This window comes from Spongiibacter sp. (genome assembly GCF_984394615.1).
Genome location: NZ_CFHTQA010000018.1, coordinates 1 through 21,459 on the forward strand (window position 1 = coordinate 1; position 21,459 = coordinate 21,459).

At 59.4% G+C, this 21,459-nt stretch carries 15 protein-coding genes; 7 read left to right on the top strand and 8 right to left on the bottom strand.

Going from position 1 to position 21,459, the window contains the following annotated elements; all coding sequences use genetic code 11:
* The first annotated feature begins 109 nt into the window (after window positions 1–109).
* The 6 genes from AC5DB9_RS08625 (at window position 110) to AC5DB9_RS08650 (ending at window position 13,584) form a co-directional block, all read left to right on the top strand.
* On the top strand, window positions 110–2,584 hold the full coding sequence (locus AC5DB9_RS08625) for a TonB-dependent receptor (RefSeq protein WP_272991469.1): 2,475 nt from the start codon (window positions 110–112) through the stop codon (window positions 2,582–2,584).
* Between the two features lie 133 nt (window positions 2,585–2,717).
* Window positions 2,718–5,147 carry an acyl-CoA dehydrogenase gene (locus AC5DB9_RS08630; RefSeq protein ID WP_272991470.1) on the top strand — a complete coding sequence of 810 codons (2,430 nt, stop codon included), beginning with the start codon at window positions 2,718–2,720 and terminating at the stop codon, window positions 5,145–5,147.
* Window positions 5,148–5,384: 237 nt separating this feature from the next.
* Complete coding sequence (locus AC5DB9_RS08635) at window positions 5,385–7,931, top strand: TonB-dependent receptor (protein ID WP_022958764.1); 2,547 nt, start codon at window positions 5,385–5,387, stop codon at window positions 7,929–7,931.
* A 514-nt stretch (window positions 7,932–8,445) separates the two neighbouring features.
* Complete coding sequence (locus AC5DB9_RS08640) at window positions 8,446–10,425, top strand: hydantoinase/oxoprolinase family protein (protein WP_272991472.1); 1,980 nt, start codon at window positions 8,446–8,448, stop codon at window positions 10,423–10,425.
* Window positions 10,426–10,478: 53 nt separating this feature from the next.
* Complete coding sequence (locus AC5DB9_RS08645) at window positions 10,479–13,229, top strand: class I adenylate cyclase (RefSeq protein ID WP_272991473.1); 2,751 nt, start codon at window positions 10,479–10,481, stop codon at window positions 13,227–13,229.
* Between the two features lie 73 nt (window positions 13,230–13,302).
* A complete protein-coding gene (locus AC5DB9_RS08650; protein ID WP_272991474.1) occupies window positions 13,303–13,584 on the top strand; it encodes a hypothetical protein in 282 nt (93 codons plus the stop codon).
* A 49-nt stretch (window positions 13,585–13,633) separates the two neighbouring features.
* Here AC5DB9_RS08650 and AC5DB9_RS08655 read toward each other — a convergent pair whose 3' ends face one another.
* The 8 genes from AC5DB9_RS08655 to ilvD form a co-directional block, all read right to left on the bottom strand.
* On the bottom strand, window positions 13,634–14,278 hold the full coding sequence (locus AC5DB9_RS08655; protein WP_272991475.1) for an HvfX family Cu-binding RiPP maturation protein: 645 nt from the start codon (window positions 14,276–14,278) through the stop codon (window positions 13,634–13,636).
* Window positions 14,279–14,326: 48 nt separating this feature from the next.
* Entirely contained in the window at window positions 14,327–15,085 is a 759-nt protein-coding gene (locus AC5DB9_RS08660; protein WP_272991476.1) for an HvfC family RiPP maturation protein, read from the bottom strand.
* The gene (locus AC5DB9_RS08665; protein WP_272991477.1) at window positions 15,082–15,933 is read right to left on the bottom strand and encodes an HvfB family MNIO-type RiPP peptide maturase; all 852 of its coding nucleotides are present in this window, start codon (window positions 15,931–15,933) and stop codon (window positions 15,082–15,084) included. The genes AC5DB9_RS08660 and AC5DB9_RS08665 overlap by 4 nt, the downstream gene beginning before the upstream one ends.
* 30 nt (window positions 15,934–15,963) lie before the next feature.
* Window positions 15,964–16,314: an HvfA family oxazolone/thioamide-modified RiPP metallophore gene (locus tag AC5DB9_RS08670; RefSeq protein ID WP_272991479.1), complete on the bottom strand. Its 351-nt coding sequence runs from the start codon at window positions 16,312–16,314 to the stop codon at window positions 15,964–15,966.
* A gap of 82 nt (window positions 16,315–16,396) precedes the next feature.
* Window positions 16,397–16,642, bottom strand: coding sequence for an anti-sigma factor family protein (locus AC5DB9_RS08675; protein ID WP_272991481.1), 246 nt, complete (start codon window positions 16,640–16,642; stop codon window positions 16,397–16,399).
* A complete protein-coding gene (locus tag AC5DB9_RS08680; protein ID WP_272991483.1) occupies window positions 16,636–17,241 on the bottom strand; it encodes an RNA polymerase sigma factor in 606 nt (201 codons plus the stop codon). Before AC5DB9_RS08680 ends, AC5DB9_RS08675 begins: the two co-directional genes overlap by 7 nt.
* Before the next feature lie 98 nt (window positions 17,242–17,339).
* Window positions 17,340–18,089 (bottom strand): SDR family NAD(P)-dependent oxidoreductase, encoded by a 750-nt coding sequence (locus AC5DB9_RS08685; protein WP_272991485.1) that lies wholly within the window; start codon window positions 18,087–18,089, stop codon window positions 17,340–17,342.
* A gap of 184 nt (window positions 18,090–18,273) precedes the next feature.
* On the bottom strand, window positions 18,274–20,115 hold the full coding sequence (gene ilvD / locus AC5DB9_RS08690; RefSeq protein WP_022958775.1) for a dihydroxy-acid dehydratase: 1,842 nt from the start codon (window positions 20,113–20,115) through the stop codon (window positions 18,274–18,276).
* 129 nt (window positions 20,116–20,244) lie between these two features.
* Between ilvD and AC5DB9_RS08695 the strand changes: the two genes are divergently transcribed.
* A complete protein-coding gene (locus AC5DB9_RS08695; RefSeq protein WP_272991489.1) occupies window positions 20,245–21,336 on the top strand; it encodes a mechanosensitive ion channel family protein in 1,092 nt (363 codons plus the stop codon).
* Window positions 21,337–21,459: the final 123 nt, after the last annotated feature.

Genomic DNA, 21,459 nt, shown 5'->3' on the forward strand with positions numbered 1-21,459 from the left:
ATATAACGCATCAGTATAGAAAAACCCGCCAGCGCTACAGCACAGTTTGCTAGCATCTGCGCATTTTTCGCTGCTCGTCAGTGTCTTACACGCCCAAGGTAGACTCGCTGTGACCCGTTTTATCTCTCGCGCCTGCGCTGCAGGCCTCGCTGCGGCTATTGCGCCCGGCCTCACTCACGCCGCTGATCGCGGCCTGAGCATTGAAGAAATTGTTGTCACCGCTCAGAAAAAGGAAGAGGGGGCCAACAGTATTCCTCTGGCCATCGCGACCTACACAGGCGAGGATCTCAGCGCATTGGGCATCACCGACACCCGCGACCTAGGGCGACTGCTGCCCGGCTTCTCCTACGCCGATGGCGGGTTCAACGTCCCCATTTACACCCTGCGCGGCGTCGGCTTCAACGAGAATAGCCAGACAGCCAGTGCCACCGTGGGCGTCTACGTCGACGAATTTAACCTGCCGTTTCCGGTAATGAGTAAGGGTAGCAACCTTGATCTGGCTCGGGTAGAGGTGCTCAAAGGGCCACAGGGCACGCTGTATGGCCGCAACACGACCGGCGGCGCCATTAACTACATCGCCAACAAGCCCGGCGAAGAATTGGAGTACGGCGCCGATATCAGCTACAGCCGCTTTGACACCACCTCGGTTGAGGGCTTTGTCTCCGGCTCGCTCACCGATACCCTGTTTGCCCGTCTGGCCTACACCACAACGCAATCCGGCGAAGGCTGGCAGCGCAGCCGCACCCGTTATGCGGGCAGCGATGCCTACAATGGCAAAACCGGTCGCGACCCCGGCAATGAGTACGAGCGCTTCGGCTACAGCCGTCTCGGCGAAGTCGACCGCGATGCCGCACGGCTGTTATTGCGCTGGGAAGGCGGCGAAGACTGGACGCTGAACCTGCATCTCAACGGCTGGCGCGACCGCTCCGAGCCTCAAGCCCTGCAGGTCATTGCCATCGAATCGCAGAATGCCATTCTCGGCGAATTCGCCCTGCACCCGGATGTGGCCAACTACCCGGTCAACGATCCCGACACGACCGACGCCCAAGCGGCCGACTGGCCCAATAATGGCCTTAATTTTCGGCTTAATGACCGCTTCGTCTCCGGAGGCATGCGCCTGGACTACCGGCTGGGTGAACGCAGTGACATGGTCCTGCTGCTATCAGCAGGTCAGTTTGAGTCCGATGGCAGCTTCATCCCACAGTCGGGCCTGGATACCGTTAATACCGAGCGCAATGTGTTTGCCACCACCGACTTCTATAATGCCGAACTGCGCTTTTCCGGCGATCTTGGCGACAGCGTTTTCTGGCAGCTCGGCCTGAACTACAGCGAGGATGAAGTCGAGGAATTTCAGCGCCTGCATCACGAGAATGTGAGCATCGTCTTTCCCGTTGGTCCGCTGGGCGGTCTGCTGGGCGATGGCTTTGCCCTGCTGGATAACCGCTCCGGTTTCGGGGGCACGCAAACGGCAGAGGTCGCTGCCATTTTCGCTCACACCGAATGGCGCTTCGCGGAAGCGTGGAAATTAACGCTGGGCGCTCGCTACACCGACGAGCTGCGCGACTTCAATGGCTGCTCAAGGGATGTGGATGTAGGCGACGATCCCGGCGCAGACCAGGAAGCACCCGGGGCTCAGGACCGCGGTATCGGCCTGGCCAACGCCATCAGCCTGATCAGCCTGTTGCAGGCACCCATGGCCGGCTACGCCCCCGGCACCGCCGAGCGCGGCGGCTGCTTTACGCTGGACAGCGAAACCCGCCGTCCCGGCCGCTTCTTCGGTGAATTGCACGAAGACAATATCTCCGGTCGCATCGCACTGGACTGGGAATTTGCCGCCGACAAGCTGTTGTTTGTGGGCCTGAGCCGGGGTTACAAATCTGGCAGTTTCCCGCTGATTAATATTTCCGACTCCGCCCAATACGCGCCCGCCACTCAGGAGCGTCTGGATGCCATCGAAGTCGGCGCCAAGCTCCGCCTGCTGGAACGTATCCAGTTCAACGCCTCGGTGTTTGATTACCGCTACCGAGACAAACAGCTTGTCACTAATTTCCGCGATCCGATTTTTGGTGCGCTGCCGGTACTGCGCAATGCGCCCAAATCCTCGGTACGCGGCGCTGAACTCGACCTGAAGATGAACCCAGTCACCGGTCTGTTTGTGGCGCTGCAAGCCTCCTACCTGGACACCGAGGTGGAAGAGTTTATCAGCGGCGACCGCAATGGCGACGAGTTCGACTTCAGCGGCAAACCCTTTAACTACAGCCCCCAGTGGGAATACTCGCTGATTGTCGATTACAGCCTGCCGCTGACTGATCGCTATCAGCTCAGTCTGGGCGGCGACCTCAGCTATCGCGGCGAAACCAATGCCTCGCTGCAAAAAGACCCGCGTTTCTTCATGGACGACTACACCATTATCAATGCCCGCATCGGCGTCTCGCCACTTGCCGGACCGTGGTCACTGCAGCTCTGGGGACGCAACATCACCGACGAGTATTACTACAACAACGTCACCAACCAGCTCGATACGATTGGCCGCTATACCGGCATGCCCGTGGTGTGGGGCGCGACATTCAGCTGGCGTTCCTGAGCACAGGCATTACCTCAACCGCACACTTCTTGTGATCTGACCCTGTGCAAAGCAGGGTCAGAAAGCATAGGCTGGTAGGCACAACTGATCTCTGCCCCTACCAATGCCGTAGAGCCCCAAAAAGGAGTGCGTCATGGACACGATTATTGCCGTTCTATGTATAGCGGTTTCCCTGCTGGCTGTTTTCAGCCTGCGTTTACCCCGGCGCCGCGGTGCCATCATTTTTGCCCTGAGCTGGCTGCTGGCAGGCAGCATCGAGGATGCGCTGCTGCATCCCGTCTGGTTGATCCTGCTGTTTGCCGCCCTCGCCGTTGTCCTGCACGATGGTTTGCGGCTGCGACTGGTCAGCGAACCGGTGCGGCGCACCCTCGCGAAAATGATGCCCGAAATGAGCGACACCGAGCGCGAGGCGCTGGAGGCCGGCACCACCTGGTGGGAGAAAGAGCTGTTTTCCGGTCGTCCGGACTGGCAGCAATTTGAGGATATTGAGCTGTCGACGCTCAGCCAGCGCGAGCAGGCCTTTATCGACAATGAAACCGAGCAGCTCTGCGCCATGCTTGATGAGTGGCAGATTCAGCACGAATTGAGAGACCTGCCGGAAGAGGTCTGGCAGTTCATTAAAGAAAAACGCTTCTTCAGTCTTATCATCCCCGAGGAATTCGGCGGTCTGCACTTCAGTCCCTACGCCCAGAGCCGGGTTGTCAGCAAAATTGCCAGCCGCTCCAGTGTGGCGGCTGTAACCGTGATGGTGCCCAACTCACTGGGGCCCGGCGAATTGCTGGCGAAGTACGGCACCCCGGAACAGCAGCAGTACTGGCTGCCGCGCCTGGCCAGCGGCGAGGAAATCCCCTGCTTCGGCCTGACCGGTCCCGACGCCGGTTCTGATGCCGGGGCGATTCCCGATTACGGCGAAGTCTGTAAGGGCGAGTATCGCGGAGAAGAGACCCTGGGTATCAAACTCAGCTTTTCCAAACGCTGGATCACCCTCGCCCCCATTGCCACGGTGATTGGCCTGGCGTTTCGCCTGCACGACCCCGACGGTCTGCTGGAAGGCGACAGCGACCTGGGTATCTGCTGCGCGCTGGTGCCGGCAGATTTACCGGGCATCGATATCGGCCGCCGCCACAACCCTGGCGCCGCCTTTATGAACGGCCCGCTTACCGGCCGCGATGTATTCATTCCTTTTGAGCTGCTGATCGGTGGCAAAGACTACATCGGCAAAGGCTGGCAAATGCTGGTGGAATGCCTGGGTGCCGGGCGGGGCATTTCCTTACCCGCGCTGTCGACTGCGGCTGGCGAAATGGCCTATCTCAGTGTCGGCGCGTATGTGCGCCTGCGCCGCCAGTTCGGCATCCCGGTGGGTAAATTCGAGGGCGTCCAGGAGGCCACTGCCGAAATCGCGGCCTCGGCGTACACCCTCGAAGCCTTCCGCGCCTTTGTCACCCGAGCATTGGCCGACGGCGCACCCTCCGTGCTGACTGCCATGGCGAAGTGTCACGCCACCGAAATGATGCGCACACTGGTCAACCACAGCATGGATGTCCTCGGCGGACGCGGCATTCAAATGGGGCCGCGCAATTTTATGGCCCTCACTTACCAGACCGTGCCCATCGCCATTACCGTCGAGGGAGCCAATATTCTCACGCGGTCGCTGATGATTTTCGGACAGGGCGCCATCCGCTGTCACCCTTTCCTTGCCGATGAAATGCTGTTGCTCAACGACGACAGTGCCGAGGCGCCCCAGCGCTTCGATGCCCTGTTCAGCGCTCACCTCGGCCACACCGCGAGCAATGTCAGTCGCGCTATGCTGCTGGGCTTCTCCGGCGGACGACTCAGTACAGCCGGGCAGGGAAAAACACTGCGCAGACACTATCGACAGATGGAGCGCTTCGCCGCGGCCTTTGCCGCCACTGCTGACGTGGTATTGGTCAGTCTGGGGGGCGATCTCAAGCGCCGGGAGATGCTGTCAGCACGGCTGGGCGACGTTCACAGCCAATTGGTGATCGCATCTGCATTGCTGAAGTTCCATCACAGCCAGCCCCACAGCGATGCGGCCATTGCACACGCCGACTACGCGCTGCAGCGTTGTTTTTCCGCAGCCCAGCAAGCCTTGAACGCCCTGTATGCCAACTTCCCGGTGCCGGGCCTCGGCCCCGTGCTGAAACGCCTGTTCTTCCCCTTTGGCGACGCCGCCAAAGCACCTGACGATCAGCAGATTCGCCAATTGGGCGAGCTGATCATGCAACCTCAGGCCGTACGCGAGCTGCTGGCAGACAAGGTTTACGTCAGCCACAACGCCGACGAATCGGTGGGACGAGTACTGGAAACCTATCGGCACCTGCTCGACATTGAGCCGCTCTACGAGCGCTTCCTGAAAGCGGAAAGCCGTCTGAGCGGCACCAACCGTGACGCCCGGGTCACCGCCGCAGTGGCTGAAGGTCTTATCACTGAGGAAGAAGCCGCGGTTCTCCGCGATTACGAGGCCATGCGCTACGACTGCATGCTGACCGATGCCTTCGACCACTCTCTGCAAAACCTCGATCTGCGCCCCTTGCGCCCCTGACTCTAGCGTGGCGGGCCGATACGCGGCCCGCCACAACATCTCCCATTGACCGAAATATCTGCTATAAGCCCTACAGCAGCCAATGCACGAGCCTTGGCCGCGCGCGACAATACATAGTTAAGTCGTTATTTGGGTCGCTCCCGAGTAAAGACCTCGTTGTATTTACGTCTTGCATCCATAACAAAAAGCGCACCCCTGGCCAGTAGCGGGTAGCGCAAGCGGTTCAGAGGGTCATCAATGAAAATTCGTATCCGCGCAGCTTCATCGCTGCTTCCCCTGCTTGTTTCCGGCGCAGCCGTTGCCGGCCCCGTTCTGGAAGAAGTCGTTGTTACGGCACAACTGCGCCAGCAAAGTCTGCAAGATGTGCCGGTCTCGGTGAGTGCCATCGGCGGTGAAAAGATGATGGAGGCGGGCATCGCCAAAATCGAAGACCTGCAAGCCTATGTGCCCAACTTCACCATGTCGGAGTCGGGCATTGGCACCGACATCTACATCCGCGGTATCGGCTCCGGTGAAAACCAGGGCTTTGAGCAATCCGTTGGTATGTATGTCGACGGCATCTACTACGGCCGCGCCCAGCTCGCCCGCGCGCCGTTTCTTGACCTGTCCCGAGTAGAGGTGCTGCGCGGTCCACAGAATATTCTGCTGGGCAAAAACAGTATTGCCGGAGCCATCAATATCAAGACCGCCGATCCCACCGAGGACTTCGAAGGCAATGTTCAGCTGACCTACGAGCCCGAGCTGAATGAGCGCATTGTCGACCTGGTATTAAGCGGCCCGATCAGCGACCGCTTCGGCTACCGTTTCGCCGCGCGTAAACGCGAAATGGATGGCTACATGGAGAACCTCGTACTGGACCGCGACGAAGCCCAGCGCGACGAGGAAACCCTGCGCTTTAAACTTTTGTGGGATGTCAGCGACGACGTTGTCGCCAATTTCAAAATTGAATCCGGCTCCTTCGATGTCATCGGCCGCACCTCTGAAATCATCACCAACGAGCCCTCCACCGACGACGTCTTCCTGTTTAATGGCCGCACCTACGGTGAGATTATGGACCGCACCGTCTTCCCCGATCTCGGCGGACTGGGCGGGCTGGTCGGTATCCTTCCGCAATTTCTGCTGGACGCCCTGCAGTTACAAGGCAGCGGCGCGCTGGTCGATATCGACTCCGACTCCGGCGTACTGAATAACACTGCCGATCGCAAACGCCACAGCAACGGCGACTTCAGTTACAACGACACCTACAATTTTACCGCCAACGTCGACTGGTACCGCGATGGCCACCAGTTCACCTCGATCACCGGCATCATGGGCTACGAATACGACGAGGACTGCGACTGCGACTTCACGGGCGCTCCGCTGTTCCAGGTCGAGTTCGAGGAAGAATACAAACAGTTCAGTCAGGAATTCCGCTGGATTTCGCCCGCTGGCGAAGAGTTTGAATTTATCGGCGGCCTGTACCTGCAGTACAGCGAGCTGGACTTCTTCGATTCACTGTACCTCCCCTCTGATATCGTGCCGCAACTGGTTAATGCTGCCGACCTGATCGAAGGCGGCGCTCGCGGCGACTATGATCCGCTGGCAGGTGCATCCAGCGCCTTCGAAATCGCCGGTATCGGCGACGCCGGCAACGCGCTGCGCGGCATCCGCACCCCCCGCACCTTCTACAGCGAGTCGAAAATTGCCTCAACCTTCCTGCAATCTACCTGGAATGTCAGCAGCGAGTTCCGCCTGACGCTGGGTGGCCGCCTGACATGGGAAAATAAGGAGGGCTCACGCGACTTCAACTTCACCTTCGAAGACGGCACCGTGCAGCCCGCCGGAGAAGTGGATACCGCCGCGGCCGTCAGCTTCGGCGCCGAGCGCCACAGCCTGAAAGGCGAGCGCGAAGAAGTGCAGTTTGCGCCGCTGATCAATATTCAGTGGGACGCCACCGACACGCTGATGGCCTACTTCTCAGCCAGCCGAGGCTACAAGTCTGGCGGCTTCGATGCGCGCTCCAACGCCTCCCCCAGCGCCGACCCCACGCCGGTCAACCCCAACGCCCTCACCACCAACCAACAGGTGCTGATCGGCAGCTTCGAATTTGAAGAAGAGGAAGCGCTGAGCTACGAGCTGGGCTTTAAAACGTCACTACTGGACGGCGCCGCCGAGCTGAACGCGGCCCTGTTCCGCACCGAATTCGACAATCTGCAAGTCAGCGTCTTCGATGGCACCCTCGGCTTTAACGTGGGCAACGCCGCCAGCGCGATCTCACAAGGTCTCGAGCTGGATGGCCGCCTGGCATTGACCGAGAACCTGATACTCGCCGGGGGCCTGGCCTTCCTCGACTTCGAGTTTCTCGACCATGCCTTCGGCACCTGTATTCAAGACCAGGTACCGGACAACCCCAATGGCGTGAACTGCGACTTCAGTGGCAAGACCAACCAGTACGTCGCCGACTATTCCGGCAATCTGCTGCTGTCTTACGAGCGTCCTCTGAGCGACTGGCTGATGTTCCGCGCCAATATCGATGCCATCTTCACCGACGAATACCACCCCTCGCCGAACATGGATAATCGCATCAAGCAGGAGGCCTATATCCAGTACAACGGCCGAGTCGCCGTATCAGCCATCGACGGCAGTTGGGAACTGGCCCTGCTCGGCAAGAACCTCAGTGATGAACTGGTGGTTCTGTACGGCGTAGACGCTCCCACCGCCAAAACGGTTACCGGCGCCACCACGCACCACGCGCTGATCAATGCGCCACGCACGGTTGCACTGCAAGCCAGCTACCGCTGGTAAGCCCGTCCCCGCTCTGGCGAAGTCGCTTGCCGCTTCGCCAGAGGCATGTAACAATCTTCTGCGGAGACTGCGGCATCTGCGTATACCAAAATTCTCGCGTTCGGATAACGTAATCACATTGGACAACTGTGGTTGATTTACCGAGCAGATTTTCAAGGTATACCGATATGACTCCCGGACTATTTTTACTCGCGTTCGCGGTAGTGCTGGTCGCCTGGCACTCACTGGTTCCCGCCCTCGGCACCAAACCTGCTGGCGGCGCAGAGAAACCAAGCCAACCGCACGATACGGAGTAACGCAATTCAGATGGATGCGTGATCGCACCGTTGCGTTTTTGGGACGGGTGACATCACTTTACGGGAAACTGCCGAAATGGGCGGCAGTGGACTAACACGATGACACCGATTTTATGGGGCCTTTCAGGCCCCTTTTTTATGTCTGCGACACGCCTCCAGAGATCATGACATCTGCCGCTGCAACCGCGACAATGGCTTTTTTTGACAAACAGCAGACTATGGCAGACACAGCATATCTCGGCGTCGACACCGGCGGCACTTTCACCGACTTTATTCTCGTCGATGGCAAGCACATTGCCTTGCACAAATGCCTGTCCACCCCGGCGCAGCCAGAGCAGGCCATACTGCAGGGCATTGCCGCCCTCGGGCTGAATGCCCGCGTGGCCGACGGCAGCCTGACCGTGGTCCACGGTTCCACCGTCGCCACCAACGCCGCGCTGGAAGGTAAAGGTGTGCGTACCGCGTATATTGGCAACCGCGGCTTCGCCGATCTCTTGAGCATAGGCCGCCAGACCCGGGAAAAGCTCTACGCACTTCGCCCCGCCGCAAAGGCTACACCTGTTCCGGCCGAGCTTTGCCTTGAAGCCGACTGCCGTGTCGATGCGCAGGGCCAGGTATTACAGCAAATCAGCGCGGAACAGCTGGCCGAGCTGCGCGCCGCCGTCGACGCGCTGGAGGTCGACGCTGTCGCCATTAATTTACTGTTCTCCTTTCTCAACGACGAGGACGAAAAGGCCATCGAAGCGGCCATGCCTGACGGTGTATTTTGTGCCCGTTCGTCGGCCATCCTGCCCGAGTACAAGGAGTACGAGCGCGGCATGGCAACCTGGCTGAACGCCTGGCTGGGCCCCAAAGTGCAGAGCTACCTTCAACGTCTGCAAGTGGCGCTGCGCAGTACGCCGCTGTCGATCATGCAATCCTCCGGCGGCACAACCGATGCCCACAATGCCGGTAACCGCGCGGTGAATCTGCTGCTATCCGGCCCCGCCGGGGGCTTGGCCGCCGCCCGACAACTTGGGCATAACATCGGCAAAAAACAGCTTATCACCTTCGATATGGGCGGAACGTCCAGCGATGTCGCGCTGATCAATGGCGATATTGCACTGACCAGCGAGGGCCGAATCGGGCCCTATCCCGTCGCCGTGCCCATGGTCGATATGCACACCATTGGCGCCGGTGGCGGCTCCATTGCCAGTCTCGATGACGGTGGACTGCTCAAGGTCGGCCCCGAATCCGCCGGGGCCGACCCCGGTCCCGCCGCCTATGGCAACGGCGGCACACAGGCAACGGTGACCGACGCCAATGTCGTACTCGGTCGCCTGCCTGCCAACGCGAAACTGGGCGGCAGCATGAGCTTGCGTTACGACGACGCCCACCGCGCTGTATCGGCGCTGGCCGGAGAGCTGGGTATGGCGACGGAAGAGGCCGCCGCCGGGATTATTGCGATTGCCAACGAGCACATGGTGCGCGCGCTGCGGCTGATATCCGTTCAGCGCGGCTTCGATCCGGAAGCCTTCAGCCTGTGCTGCTTCGGCGGCGCCGGCGGCCTGCACATTTGCGAGCTGGCGGAAGCCCTGGGCAGCAGGGAGGTGATCGTCCCCAACCACGGCGGCGTATTCTCGGCGCTGGGGATGTTGCTGGCCCCGCGAGAACGCCAGCTCTCGCGCACCCTCAGTCAACCGCTGGCAGCATTGACTTCAGCAGCACTGCAACGTCCCCTCGACGAGATGCTCAACGAAGGGCAAACCGCGCTGTTGGCCGAGGGCGTGACCGCGGAGCAAATCCACACACAATTATCGCTGGACCTGTGCTACCAAGGCCAATCCTACACGCTGAATATTCCCTATCAGGGCGACCTGAACGACTGCGCCGCCCAGTTTCACCGAGCCCACCAGCAGCGCTATGGCCACGACCTTGCCCTGCCGGTACAACTGGTCAATTTACGCATGGCACTGCGTGCCCCCGCCGCTGTCACAGCACTGCCGACACCTGAACCGCAGCCGACCGAACCACCCCGGTATCAGTCAGTGGCCTTTATCGATACGCCCGTACCCTGTTACAGCCGCCCGGCACTGGCGGTGGGGCAACAGATCGACGGTCCGGCACTGATCACCGAGGCCGTCGCCACAACCTGGCTGGCGCCGGGCTGGCGGGGCCGCGTCGATACGCAGGGCCACCTGCTCTTGCACCGCTCATGACAGCGAGCACGTGGCAGGCTACAGTGTAGACCTCAGGCTCAAGGTCAACAGTGATGCCAGGACGCGAGGCACTTTCCAAACTCTTCGACCGCGGAATCAATCCACACCGCATTGCCGAGCTGCGCGCCCGCTTCATGCAACTTAATACCGCCCGCCTGCAGCGCAATCGCACCGCACTGCAGGAACATCAACGCCTGCTCTTCGATCTGGTGCCGCTGCTGCTGCACGTCAACCATCCCGCACTGCCAGGCTACGTGAGCCGCCACACTCCCTGTGGTATCGACGGCTACCAGCCCAGTGAGCAGCTGCTCGGCCGCGCCCGACAATCATTGTCCAGCGGCTTCAGCTACCGCCCCCATGACGGCACGACCCACATCCACAGCCTGTTTGTGATGGGTTCCTGCGGCAGCATCGCTCAGGCCGAGGACTCCGATCTCGATATCTGGCTCTGCCACCGCAGCGACCTCGACCATAGCGCCCTGCAACAATTGCAGGACAAAGCCGATGCGCTGTCGGCATGGGCTGCGGGCCTCGGTCTGGACCTGCACTTCTTTCTGATGGACAGCGAGCAATTCCGCCGGGGAGAACGCGAGCGCCTGAGCGCTGACGGCACCGGCACCAGTCAGCATTATTTGCTGTTGGATGAGTTCTACCGCAGCGCCATTTTGCTGGCTGGCCGCTACCCGATCTGGTGGCTAGTGCCCCCCGATGAGGAGGCCAACTACCCGGAATATACCGCGCTGCTGCACGTGCAGAACTTTGTCGGTCCGGACGAAAGTATCGACTTCGGCGGGGTAGCGGCGATTCCCGCCGGGGAGTTTATCGGCGCAGGTGTCTGGCAGCTCTACAAGGCGATCGCCTCGCCGTACAAGGCCCTGCTGAAACTGCTGCTGACCGAAGCCTATGCCAGCGACTACCCCAATGTGCAGGCCATCTGCCTGACAATGAAAGCGCGAGTGCACGAGGGCGATACCAACCTCGACGAGTTGGACCCCTACATTATGGTTTACCGTCGCCTGGAGCAGCATCTCCGTCAGCGCGGTGAAAAGGATCGACTGGAGCTGGTACGCCGCGCTTTTTACTTCAAAACCGGCCTGCACCTCTCCCGCCCCGGGCTCAGTAAACAGGCAGACCGGCGAACACGACTGGAAGCGCTGGTAAAAGAGTGGCAATGGCCGTCTGAAACGCTGCTCAACCTCGACACCCGACACCGCTGGAAGCTGCGCCGAGTCCGCGACGAACACCGTTTTCTGGTGGCCGAGCTTACCCACAGCTACCGATTTCTGCAGGACTTTGCCGCGCGCAGTCAGCAGTCAGCGCTGATCAACTCTGAAGAAATGACCCTGCTGGGGCGAAAGCTCTATGCGGCCTTTGAACGCAAGCGCAACAAAATTGAATGGCTCAACCCCGGCATCTCTCCCGACCTTTCTGAGCAACAGTTGTACTTCTACACGATCGGCTTCGGCGATCGTCGGCGCTGGGTGGTTAGCAGCAGCCCCCGCAACGACTTCCACAGCGAAACAACGCTCAAGGAAGACGATCAGCTCTGCCGACTGCTCTGCTGGTGTCTGTGCAACGGACTGGTTCAGGAGAACAGCCGCTTGCGACTGGGCAGCCACAAGCTCGGTGTTACCGAATCCGACCTCAATCGCCTGGCCTGCTGGCTACAAAAAGCGCTGCCCGCCCGCCTGCCCGCCGCCGACCCCGACAAACACGAGGTTTTCAGCCGCCCCAAAGCACCGGAATACGTCCTGCTGTGTATCAACCTAGGACAGGACAGTCTGTCGCAGCTCAGCAGCCAGGGCGTCGGACAGCACCGCAGTTGTTACCCCGTCGCCAACGCCGAACTGGTCGTCGTCAACAGCTGGGGCGAAGTCTCCGCTACCGCAATCAGTGGCAGCGACACTCTGCTCAACAGTCTTCGCGCTTACCACCAGATCCGCATCGCGGCCGACCACGTCGGGGTTAGCCCCACTATCCAGATGCTCTGTTTCAACGATCCCGACGATCAACTCGTCAACCGCCTGCAACAGCTCACCACAAGCCTCGACAACTGCTTTCAACAGAATGCCAACAGTCGCTACATTCTCAAACTGGCCGACGGATTTCATATTGTCCGGCAGCGCAACAATGAACTGGATGTGGCAACACTCAGCAGCTACCCGGAATTGATCCAATGTCTGGAGCGGGGACAGGAGCAATTCAGTCCACTGCACCTGGATCCGTTTTGCGTACCTGATTCCGCACTCGCCGCCATCGTCGCCCACAGCCACAGCGACGACTGCCATCTTTTTCTTCACCAGCGTGAAGCCCTGGTCGACATTTTTGTCCGCGATGAACGTGGCTCACTGTGCTACCTCGCCAACGAAAGCCGCGACCCCGAAGGCCTGGTGCAGCAATTGCTGGGCTTTCTCCAACACTGCCGGCAGGAGCAGAACCGTCAGCACCGCGTACAGCTTCATTCTCTGCGGCGACAGGACGGCCGCTGGCAGGCTGTGGACTGTCCGCCACCACCCAGTCGCGCCCGCTCCGGACTCTATCTGGAAGCCATCGCCCACCCCAAGCCCGGCGCTAAACCGGTCTTCGACCTGCGCTGGAATAATCAGTTGCTGTGTCATGCCGATGAGGGCGACAGCGTCTTTCGACGACTCGCCAGCCAATTACGGGAACGCTTCCCCAACCAGCGGCGCTTCTATCTCGACCGGCTCAGTCTGGCAGATTCCCAGCCACAGCAGACCTCGGTCTATCTTCGCTACAAGCGCTATGTAGAAGAATTATTGCTTCAAGCGATCAACGAGACTTAAAGAAAACAACAAACTACTGCGGAGGCACGACCTCAACGATCACCTATACAGCAACAACAGGAAACACTGAGTTATGGAAGACAAAACATTAACTTACGGAAAATACTGGGCTGCTATTAAAGATGGAAAAGTCGTCAACTATCTTTCCATGCGCACGTCCAATGACATTGATTTCGAAGAGTTTCGCAGCCAAGCAATACGCACTCTCGAGCTTCTAGGGGAAGTGAAGTCCGGAGAGATTATTTCTCGTGGTGGCAAAAGGCTGTTCCTGCAACGACTTCCCCACACCAATCGCGGCAAATCACCAAGAGCGCCACGAGAATATCCACTACCTGCGCCAATCGTGTTGGAATAAATCAAATGAGACGCTGCCCGTCATCAACCCCGGTTTGGGGGCAGCGTCTTTATTCCCAAAAACGACGCGCCCACCAATAATCCACACTCAAATATCGTCCCGCGCCAGTAAAGAACAGCGACAGCAGCATGATGAAGTAGGTGGCCGCAAATTCGATACCGTTGTTAAGCACCACAAAGGGACCTGTTTCCGTCAGCCAGTTGTAGTGGCCATGCTCCTGCAGCAGGCCACGCGCGGCGTCCAGCCGTTTGCTGACTTCTTCGCTGTTTTGCAAACTGGCCTCGGCACCGGGAACGCCGATAGCGGCCAGCGGCTGCGACATGCTGGTGGCAGGGTCAGAGGGGGCGATCGCATACCAGCCGTTGTCCCAATGCACCGCGAACGCCGCCACCAGCATGGTCACCATCAACGGTACGGCGATATAGCGGGTAGCCAGACCCAGTAGCAGGAGGACACCCCCCAACAGCTCGGTGGCAACGGCGAGAAAGGCCATCAGCCAGGGCAGGGGCAGGCCCAGTCCCCAGTCGGCATTGCCAAACCATTCCACCGTGCTGTCGAAAGCCAGCAGCTTGTTCAAGCCCGCAGAAATAAACACCGGTGCGAGAAACAGGCGAAGCAGCAGCGGGGCGATAAAGTCGAGCTGACGACTGCCGTCAAGCCAGCCATGCACACGCTGCGGCAGGGATCGAATCATGATGAGTCTCCCGAAAGATTGGGGCGTTGAGAATTCAATAAACCGGATTCACGGCCTTTGCATCGTCCCGAGAATCAGGCCACGCGCCTGAAAATCGGTCAGCATATCGGCGCCAAAATGCAAAACCTGCTCCACCGGAATCTGCGGCAACTGCGTCGCAAGTCGTTGCAAATGCTCTCGGCCTGACAACTCGGGCATGCTGTTGAGCTGCTCAACGAACGCGGCGGTGATGCCGTTGATCTCCATAAACCGCACGACGTCACCGGCATCGCGGTACAGCAGCACCAGCATTGGCGTGCTCAATGGCGCATCGGGCTCACAGTTCACCGCAATCTGGCTGACCGGCCAGTGGTATTGCGCCAGTTGATAAACGGGGTTCAGTACCGGCACGTCATCTAACAAATCGCCCTGTGTAGCGGGCGGTACAAGCTTGGTGTCTTCGGCAATTTCCAGCACCAGTTCCAGCCACTCGTAGTGCGCCAGCTCAGGCAGATAGGGTGGCAGGGGGAGCGCCACCTCGTCAGCCAGATAGGCCACAAAGCGCTCGGGCAATTCCGTAAAATAGGGGCTGTCGCAGCGGGCATTGGTGTAAAAATCGCGGACCAATACATGCCACTGATCCCGGTCATCAAGTATCTCCCGAATCACCGGAAAGCTTTTGGCAAGCAGGCCCTCCACCGTGTTGTAGAACAGCTCGCGATAGACCTTGAGTCGCCGTTCTTCGATATTTGCTGGCGGCATCGTATTCTCGGGGTCGCGCATATAGGCGCTGAACTGCCGCTGCACATCACGGAAAGATTCGCTCATCGCAGTGCCCTCGCCGGTATCTCAACACCGGCCTGTAACTGGCGAATCTGTTCCACTTCCACCATCAAGTCCGCCAGCGGCGGAAAGTTGAAATCCCGCTCCAACAAGGTAGGCAGGGCACCGACACGCTGATAGGTCTGCGACAGTAAGCCCCATACCGGGTCGATGACATCCGCGCCATGGGTGTCGATTTTCAAGTCGTCCGCTTCATCGTAATGCCCGGCCACATGGATGTAGCAGACGCGTTCCAGCGGCAGTGCCTGCAAATAGGCAAGCGGATCGTAGCCATGGTTGATGCTGTTCACGTAAATGTTGTTCACATCGAGCAGCAGCTCGCAGTCAGCTTCATTCAGCACGGCGTTAACAAAGTCGATTTCCGACATATCGGCGCCAGGCGCCGCGTAGTAACTGACGTTTTCAATGCCGATACGCTCGCCGAGAAAATCCTGCACGGCTGCGATACGTCCGGCAACATGGCGCACGGCTTCCTCGGTAAACGGGATCGGCGCCAGGTCGTACAAGTGGCCATTGTCACTGCAATAGCTCAGGTGTTCGGTGTATTTCTGTACACGGTGCTTGCGAAGGAAGTCGCGCACTTCGCCAAGAAACGCCCAGTCGACGGGGTCGGTGCTGCCCAGCGACAGCGACAGGCCGTGACAAAGCAGCGGCCGTCGCTCAGCAAGTGCAGCGAAGCGGCGGCCAAAACGACCGCCCACCCGTATCCAGTTTTCCGGTGCAACCTCCAGAAAGTCCGGCCACGCTGCTTCCTCGTTCTCCAGCGGGTCCATCAGTGCCCGGCGCAGGCCGAGACCAGCGCCGGACACCTTGCCAAAGTCAGTGGAAAACATGGCCTTACTTCCTATCAGTTGTGCGTCAAATTAACCGCCGCACTTACCTTCGCCACATTTACCTTCCTGGCTTTTCATCGATTTCTTCTCTCCGCACTTGGCTTCCCCACACTTGCCTTCATGCTGTTTGGCAGCTTTCTGCTCGCCACATTTCGCCTCGCCACATTTACCTTCCATGTCCTTGGCGGGCTTGCGTTCGCCACACTTGGCTTCGCCGCATTTGCCTTCCATATCCTTGCTCGCCAGCTGGTAACCGCTGCCCAGATCTTTCGCGAGAAAGGGGTTTTCGCCCGCTGACGCCTGCGCTGAAACTGCCAGCCCCGTGGACATCAGCGCCAGACCGACCGCACTTTTTACCGCATTGATGGATTTGCTACGCATGGTGAACTCCTGATTATTAACAATGTGTTGGTGCTACGTAGATGCGACAGACCGTCAGCTTGTTACAGTCTTTCGCAAAAAACTATTCGCCACCGTCCCGATGCTCATCTGCCGACCTGAGACCCCGCATCACCCGCTCGACTTCCTCGTCACTGGCCGGTTTGTGCATAAAGGGGATCGCGCCGAGCAATGCCCGCAACTGACTGAGATAACGGCGGCAATGCTTACAGATAAACCAGTGCAGGCGCATCGACAGACGCTGACGAACCGTCAGTTCGCCCTCTACCAGCGCATCAGCGGTATCGACAAACTCCCGACATTTCAGCATTCCCCGGTCTCCTCGTAGTGATCCACCAGTTTCACTAACTGGCTGCGGGCACGGTGCAAAATCACCCGGGCATTGGATGCAGAAATCGACAGTTCGTTACAGATTTCCTCGAAGGCAATGCCAGCCGTATCGCGCAGCTCAAGCACCGCGCGCTGTGTTGTGGGCATTGCTTCCAGTATCCGATCGAGACAATCGGACAGGTCATCGCGCATCAGCAGACTGTCGGGGCTCTCCAGATCCCACTGCACCAATGGCGACTGCCAGTGACCGCGACGATCGAAGCGGCCCTCCAGAACGTCCGCTGCCAGCGCATCCGGGAACATATCCGTCAGGCAAGCTTCGCGGCCGCCCTTGCGGAGCAGCATCTTGGCTTCATTGAGGGCGATACGACCCAGCCAGGTGCGAAGACTGGAGCGCCCCTCAAAACCCGGCAGCGCACGATGGGCCTTAATCCAGGCATTCTGCACCGCCTCCTCCGCGTCGCTGTGGCCGACCAGCGGCACCACCAACGCGAGCAAGGCGCGATGATGCTCTCGCACTACGTCAGCAAACAGCGCCTCGTCTCCGGCCTTGAGTTTCTCCAGCTTTGTCTCGTCCACCACACTTTCCGTTATCACCAGCCGATGCCTACAACGCTACACCGATTTCACAACGGAAAACATCTCGCTGGCGACAACTCAATCACGATTGCCGCAGATCAACCCGCCGTCTGTCCGCCATCAATCGCAAACGCTACGCCGGTAACGAAACGCGCCTCGGGAGAAGACAGGTAGGCAACGGCTGCCGCAACTTCGTCGGGCTTACTCATCTCCAGCAGCGGAAACATACGTCCCAGCAGCGCCGGATCCGCCCCTTCCGGCATTTCAAACGCCGAGCTGAGCGGCGTCTCCACCGCACCGGGACAAATCGCATTCACCCTCACGCCCTTGCCGGAAAACTCCAGCGCCAGCGATTTGCTGAACATCACCACCGCCGCTTTGGTCGCGCAGTAGGCCGCATTGTAGGCCAGGCCTTCCAGCCCAGCGGTAGACGCCATATTGACAACATTTCCCCGAGTCTCGACCAGTCGTGGCATGGCAGCCTGACACATGAAAAACACGCCATTGAGATTGATGGCCACAATGCGCTGCCACTCGTCAGCCGTGATATCCGCCAAGTGCCGACAGAGGGATATGCCGGCAATATTGCACAGCACATCCAGCCGCCCGAAATCCCGAATACACTGTTCAACTGCCTGCTGGCAGCTATCCTGTTGCGTCACGTCAAGTTCAACGCACTGCGCTGCTGTCGACGCAGGCAGCAAGGCGCGAGTCGCCTCCAGCCCCTCCCGATTGACATCCGCCAACATGACGCTGGCGCCCTCTTCGGCCAGCCTGACCGCGGTGGCGCGCCCAATACCTGAAGCCGCGCCGGTAATCAGCGCGACATGTCCCCTGTGCCTTTGCATAGTCATCCTCCCATCAATGACTCGCATTTTTGCAGCAGCACAGGCTGGACGCCCTCATCAGAATGGGCGACAGACAGGCACTCAGAAACACGGCACTTGGCAAAAGAGAAAGAGAGGGCTGAGGGAGTACGGAGGGGAAGCAAGGAGTCAGCGGAAGAGACAAGGCCCTTCCGCTGACTGGGGTTTACAGCTGATTAACGTCTCGTACCGCGCCCTTGTCGGCACTGGTCGCCATTTTGGCGTAGGCCTTCAACGCCGCAGAGACTTTGCGAGGGCGCTGTTTGACCGGCTGCCAGGCGCTGTCACCTTTGGCATCCATGGCCTTGCGGCGCTTGGCCAGTTCGGCGTCGTCGATCAGCACGTTGATGGTCCGTGCAGGAATATCGATGCGGATGATATCGCCCTTTTCCACCAGACCAATCGCGCCACCTGATGCCGCTTCCGGCGATACGTGACCGATAGACAGCCCCGAAGTCCCCCCGGAGAAACGCCCGTCAGTCAGCAGTGCACAGGCTTTTCCAAGCCCCTTGGATTTGATGTAACTGGTGGGGTAAAGCATTTCCTGCATGCCGGGGCCACCTTTCGGGCCCTCGTAACGCACAATTACCACATCGCCCGCTTTCACGCGGTCGTTGAGAATATCGTCAACGGCATCTTCCTGGCTCTCGCAAATGTGCGCCGGGCCTTCGAAGACCAGAATGCTTTCATCCACGCCCGAGGTTTTCACCACACAGCCATCTTCCGCAATATTGCCGTGCAGCACCGCCAGACCACCTTCCAGAGAAAAGGCATTTTCCAGCGAACGGATACAGCCATTCTCGCGATCGGCGTCCAGCGACGGCCAACGCGTATCCTGACTGAAGGCCGTCTGGGTAGGAATACCCGCCGGGCCGGCTTTATAAAAGGTTTTCACCGCATCGTTGTCGGTGACCATGATGTCCCAGGTCTGCAGCGCAGAGGCCAGGCTGCTGGCGTGTACCGTCGGCAAACCGGTGTTGAGGAGATCGGCGCGAGCCAGTTCGGCAAGAATGCCCATCACCCCACCCGCGCGATGCACGTCTTCCATATGGTACAGCGGCGTATTCGGAGCCACCTTGCACAACTGGGGAACACGGCGCGACAGCTCGTCGATATCCTTCATGCCGAAGTCCAGCTCCGCTTCCTGTGCCGCGGCCAGCAGGTGAAGAATGGTGTTGGTAGAGCCGCCCATGGCGATATCCAACGCCATCGCGTTGTTAAAGGCATCGCGATTGGCAATATTGCGCGGCAGGACACTGTCGTCGTCCTCTTCGTAATAGCGCTTGGCCAGCTCGACAATGCGACGACCCGCTTCCAAAAACAGCTTTTCACGATCGGCATGCGTCGCCAGCAAGGAGCCGTTACCCGGCAGTGACAGACCCAGCGCCTCGGTCAGGCAGTTCATGGAGTTGGCAGTAAACATCCCCGAGCAGCTGCCGCACGTTGGGCAGGCTGAGCGCTCATATTCGGCAACAGTTTCATCATCGGCGCTGTCATCCACGGCGATCACCATGGCATCGACGAGATCGAGCTTGTTTTCAGACAGCTTGGTTTTACCGGCTTCCATCGGGCCACCGGAAACAAAAATGACCGGCACGTTCAGCCGCATCGCCGCCATCAACATTCCCGGTGTGATCTTGTCACAGTTGGAAATACACACGATGGCATCGGCGCAGTGCGCATTCACCATGTACTCAACGGAATCGGCAATAATGTCGCGGCTGGGCAGGCTGTAGAGCATGCCGTCGTGGCCCATGGCGATGCCGTCGTCCACGGCGATGGTGTTGAATTCTTTGGCAACGCCACCCGCTTTTTCAATTTCACGCGCAACCAGCTGCCCCATGTCCTTCAGGTGGACGTGACCGGGTACAAACTGGGTAAACGAGTTAGCGACCGCAATGATCGGCTTGTTGAAATCGTCGTCTTTCATGCCCGTGGCGCGCCACAGGGCACGAGCACCCGCCATATTGCGGCCGGCGGTGGAAGTTTTGGAACGGTATGCAGGCATGTGGACCTCTGTAGTTCAGCTCTCCGTTTGTAGCCGCACAGTCTACCACAGGGCCGTCGCGTCACTGAATGCGTTTGGTGGTCAACCGCCTGCGCCGCTACACTGAGCAAAAACGCATTTGGAGCGGGAATGGAAGAGACACTGACATCGCTGCCGTCGACCCTGGCCAGCGCCCTGTTGCCCTGGTTGCCGACCGCGATCGTAATGGGCGCACTGGTGATTGTCTGGCTGGTGGTTCGCCGGGTGTTCGCCGCGCAGAAAGCCCACGGGGCCGATATTCGCTACCGCGAGCAGGGCAGCCGTCTGGCAATGCGCCTGCTGGGCATTGTGCTGATTGTCGCGACAATCCCGGTGGACAATGATCTGCGCGGCCAGTTGTTCTCACTCATCGGCTTGCTGGCCAGTGCCGCTATCGCACTGTCTTCCACCTCGGTGATGGGCAACCTGATGGCGGGGTTTATGCTCAGAACGGTGAACAGCTTTCGCGCCGGGGACTATATTGAGTTTCGCAACGAGCTCGGTCGGGTCAGCCAGCGCGGCCTGCTCCATGTGGAAATTCAGAACGAAACCAGCGAACTGGTCACCGTGCCGAACCTGCTGCTGGTTCAGGAACCCTACAACGTCGTGCGCGCATCGGGCACGGTGGTCTCTGCCGAGGTCTCGCTGGGTTACGACGTCGACCGACGCGATGCCGAAGCCGCGCTGCTGCGCGCCATTGAAAATACCGAGCTGGGCAACGGCTTTGTGCAGATTCGCGAACTGGGTGATTTCTCTGTGCTTTATCGGGCCAGCGGCTGGCTGGAGGAAGCCGGACTGCTGGTCAGCACCCGCTCCAAGCTGCGCGGTAAAATGCTCGACGCCCTGCACGACGCGGGCATTGAGATCGTATCGCCCAACTTCATGAACCAGCGTGTGCTCGATCCTGCCGAAGCCATCATTCCGCTGAAGCGGCGCTTTGTACCAGAACGGGACGAAACCGGCCACGCCGAGGAGGTGTTGTTCAACAAGGCGGAAATGACCAGCGCTGTAGAAGCGCTGGAGAGCAAAATCAAAAGTCTGAAAGCCCAACTGAATGCCGAACCGGAGGAGGGCGCCGAGGAAGTCGACCGCGACGCGGTGAAAGCCGAGCTGTCCAAACTCACCGAGGAGCTGGAAGCCGCCCGCCTGCTGGCCAAAAACGAGGCGGAGAAAGACCGTCTTGCCAGCAAGGAAGAGGAGTAGGCGCCCTCAGGGCGCCGAATTTAACAGGGCCTCATCTGTTCTGCGGTGCCGCTGGCGCCGGTTGCGGCCGTCCTGCACCACCAGCAAAATTTTGGGGTAGCCCGCCAACGCTGAGGTGCGATA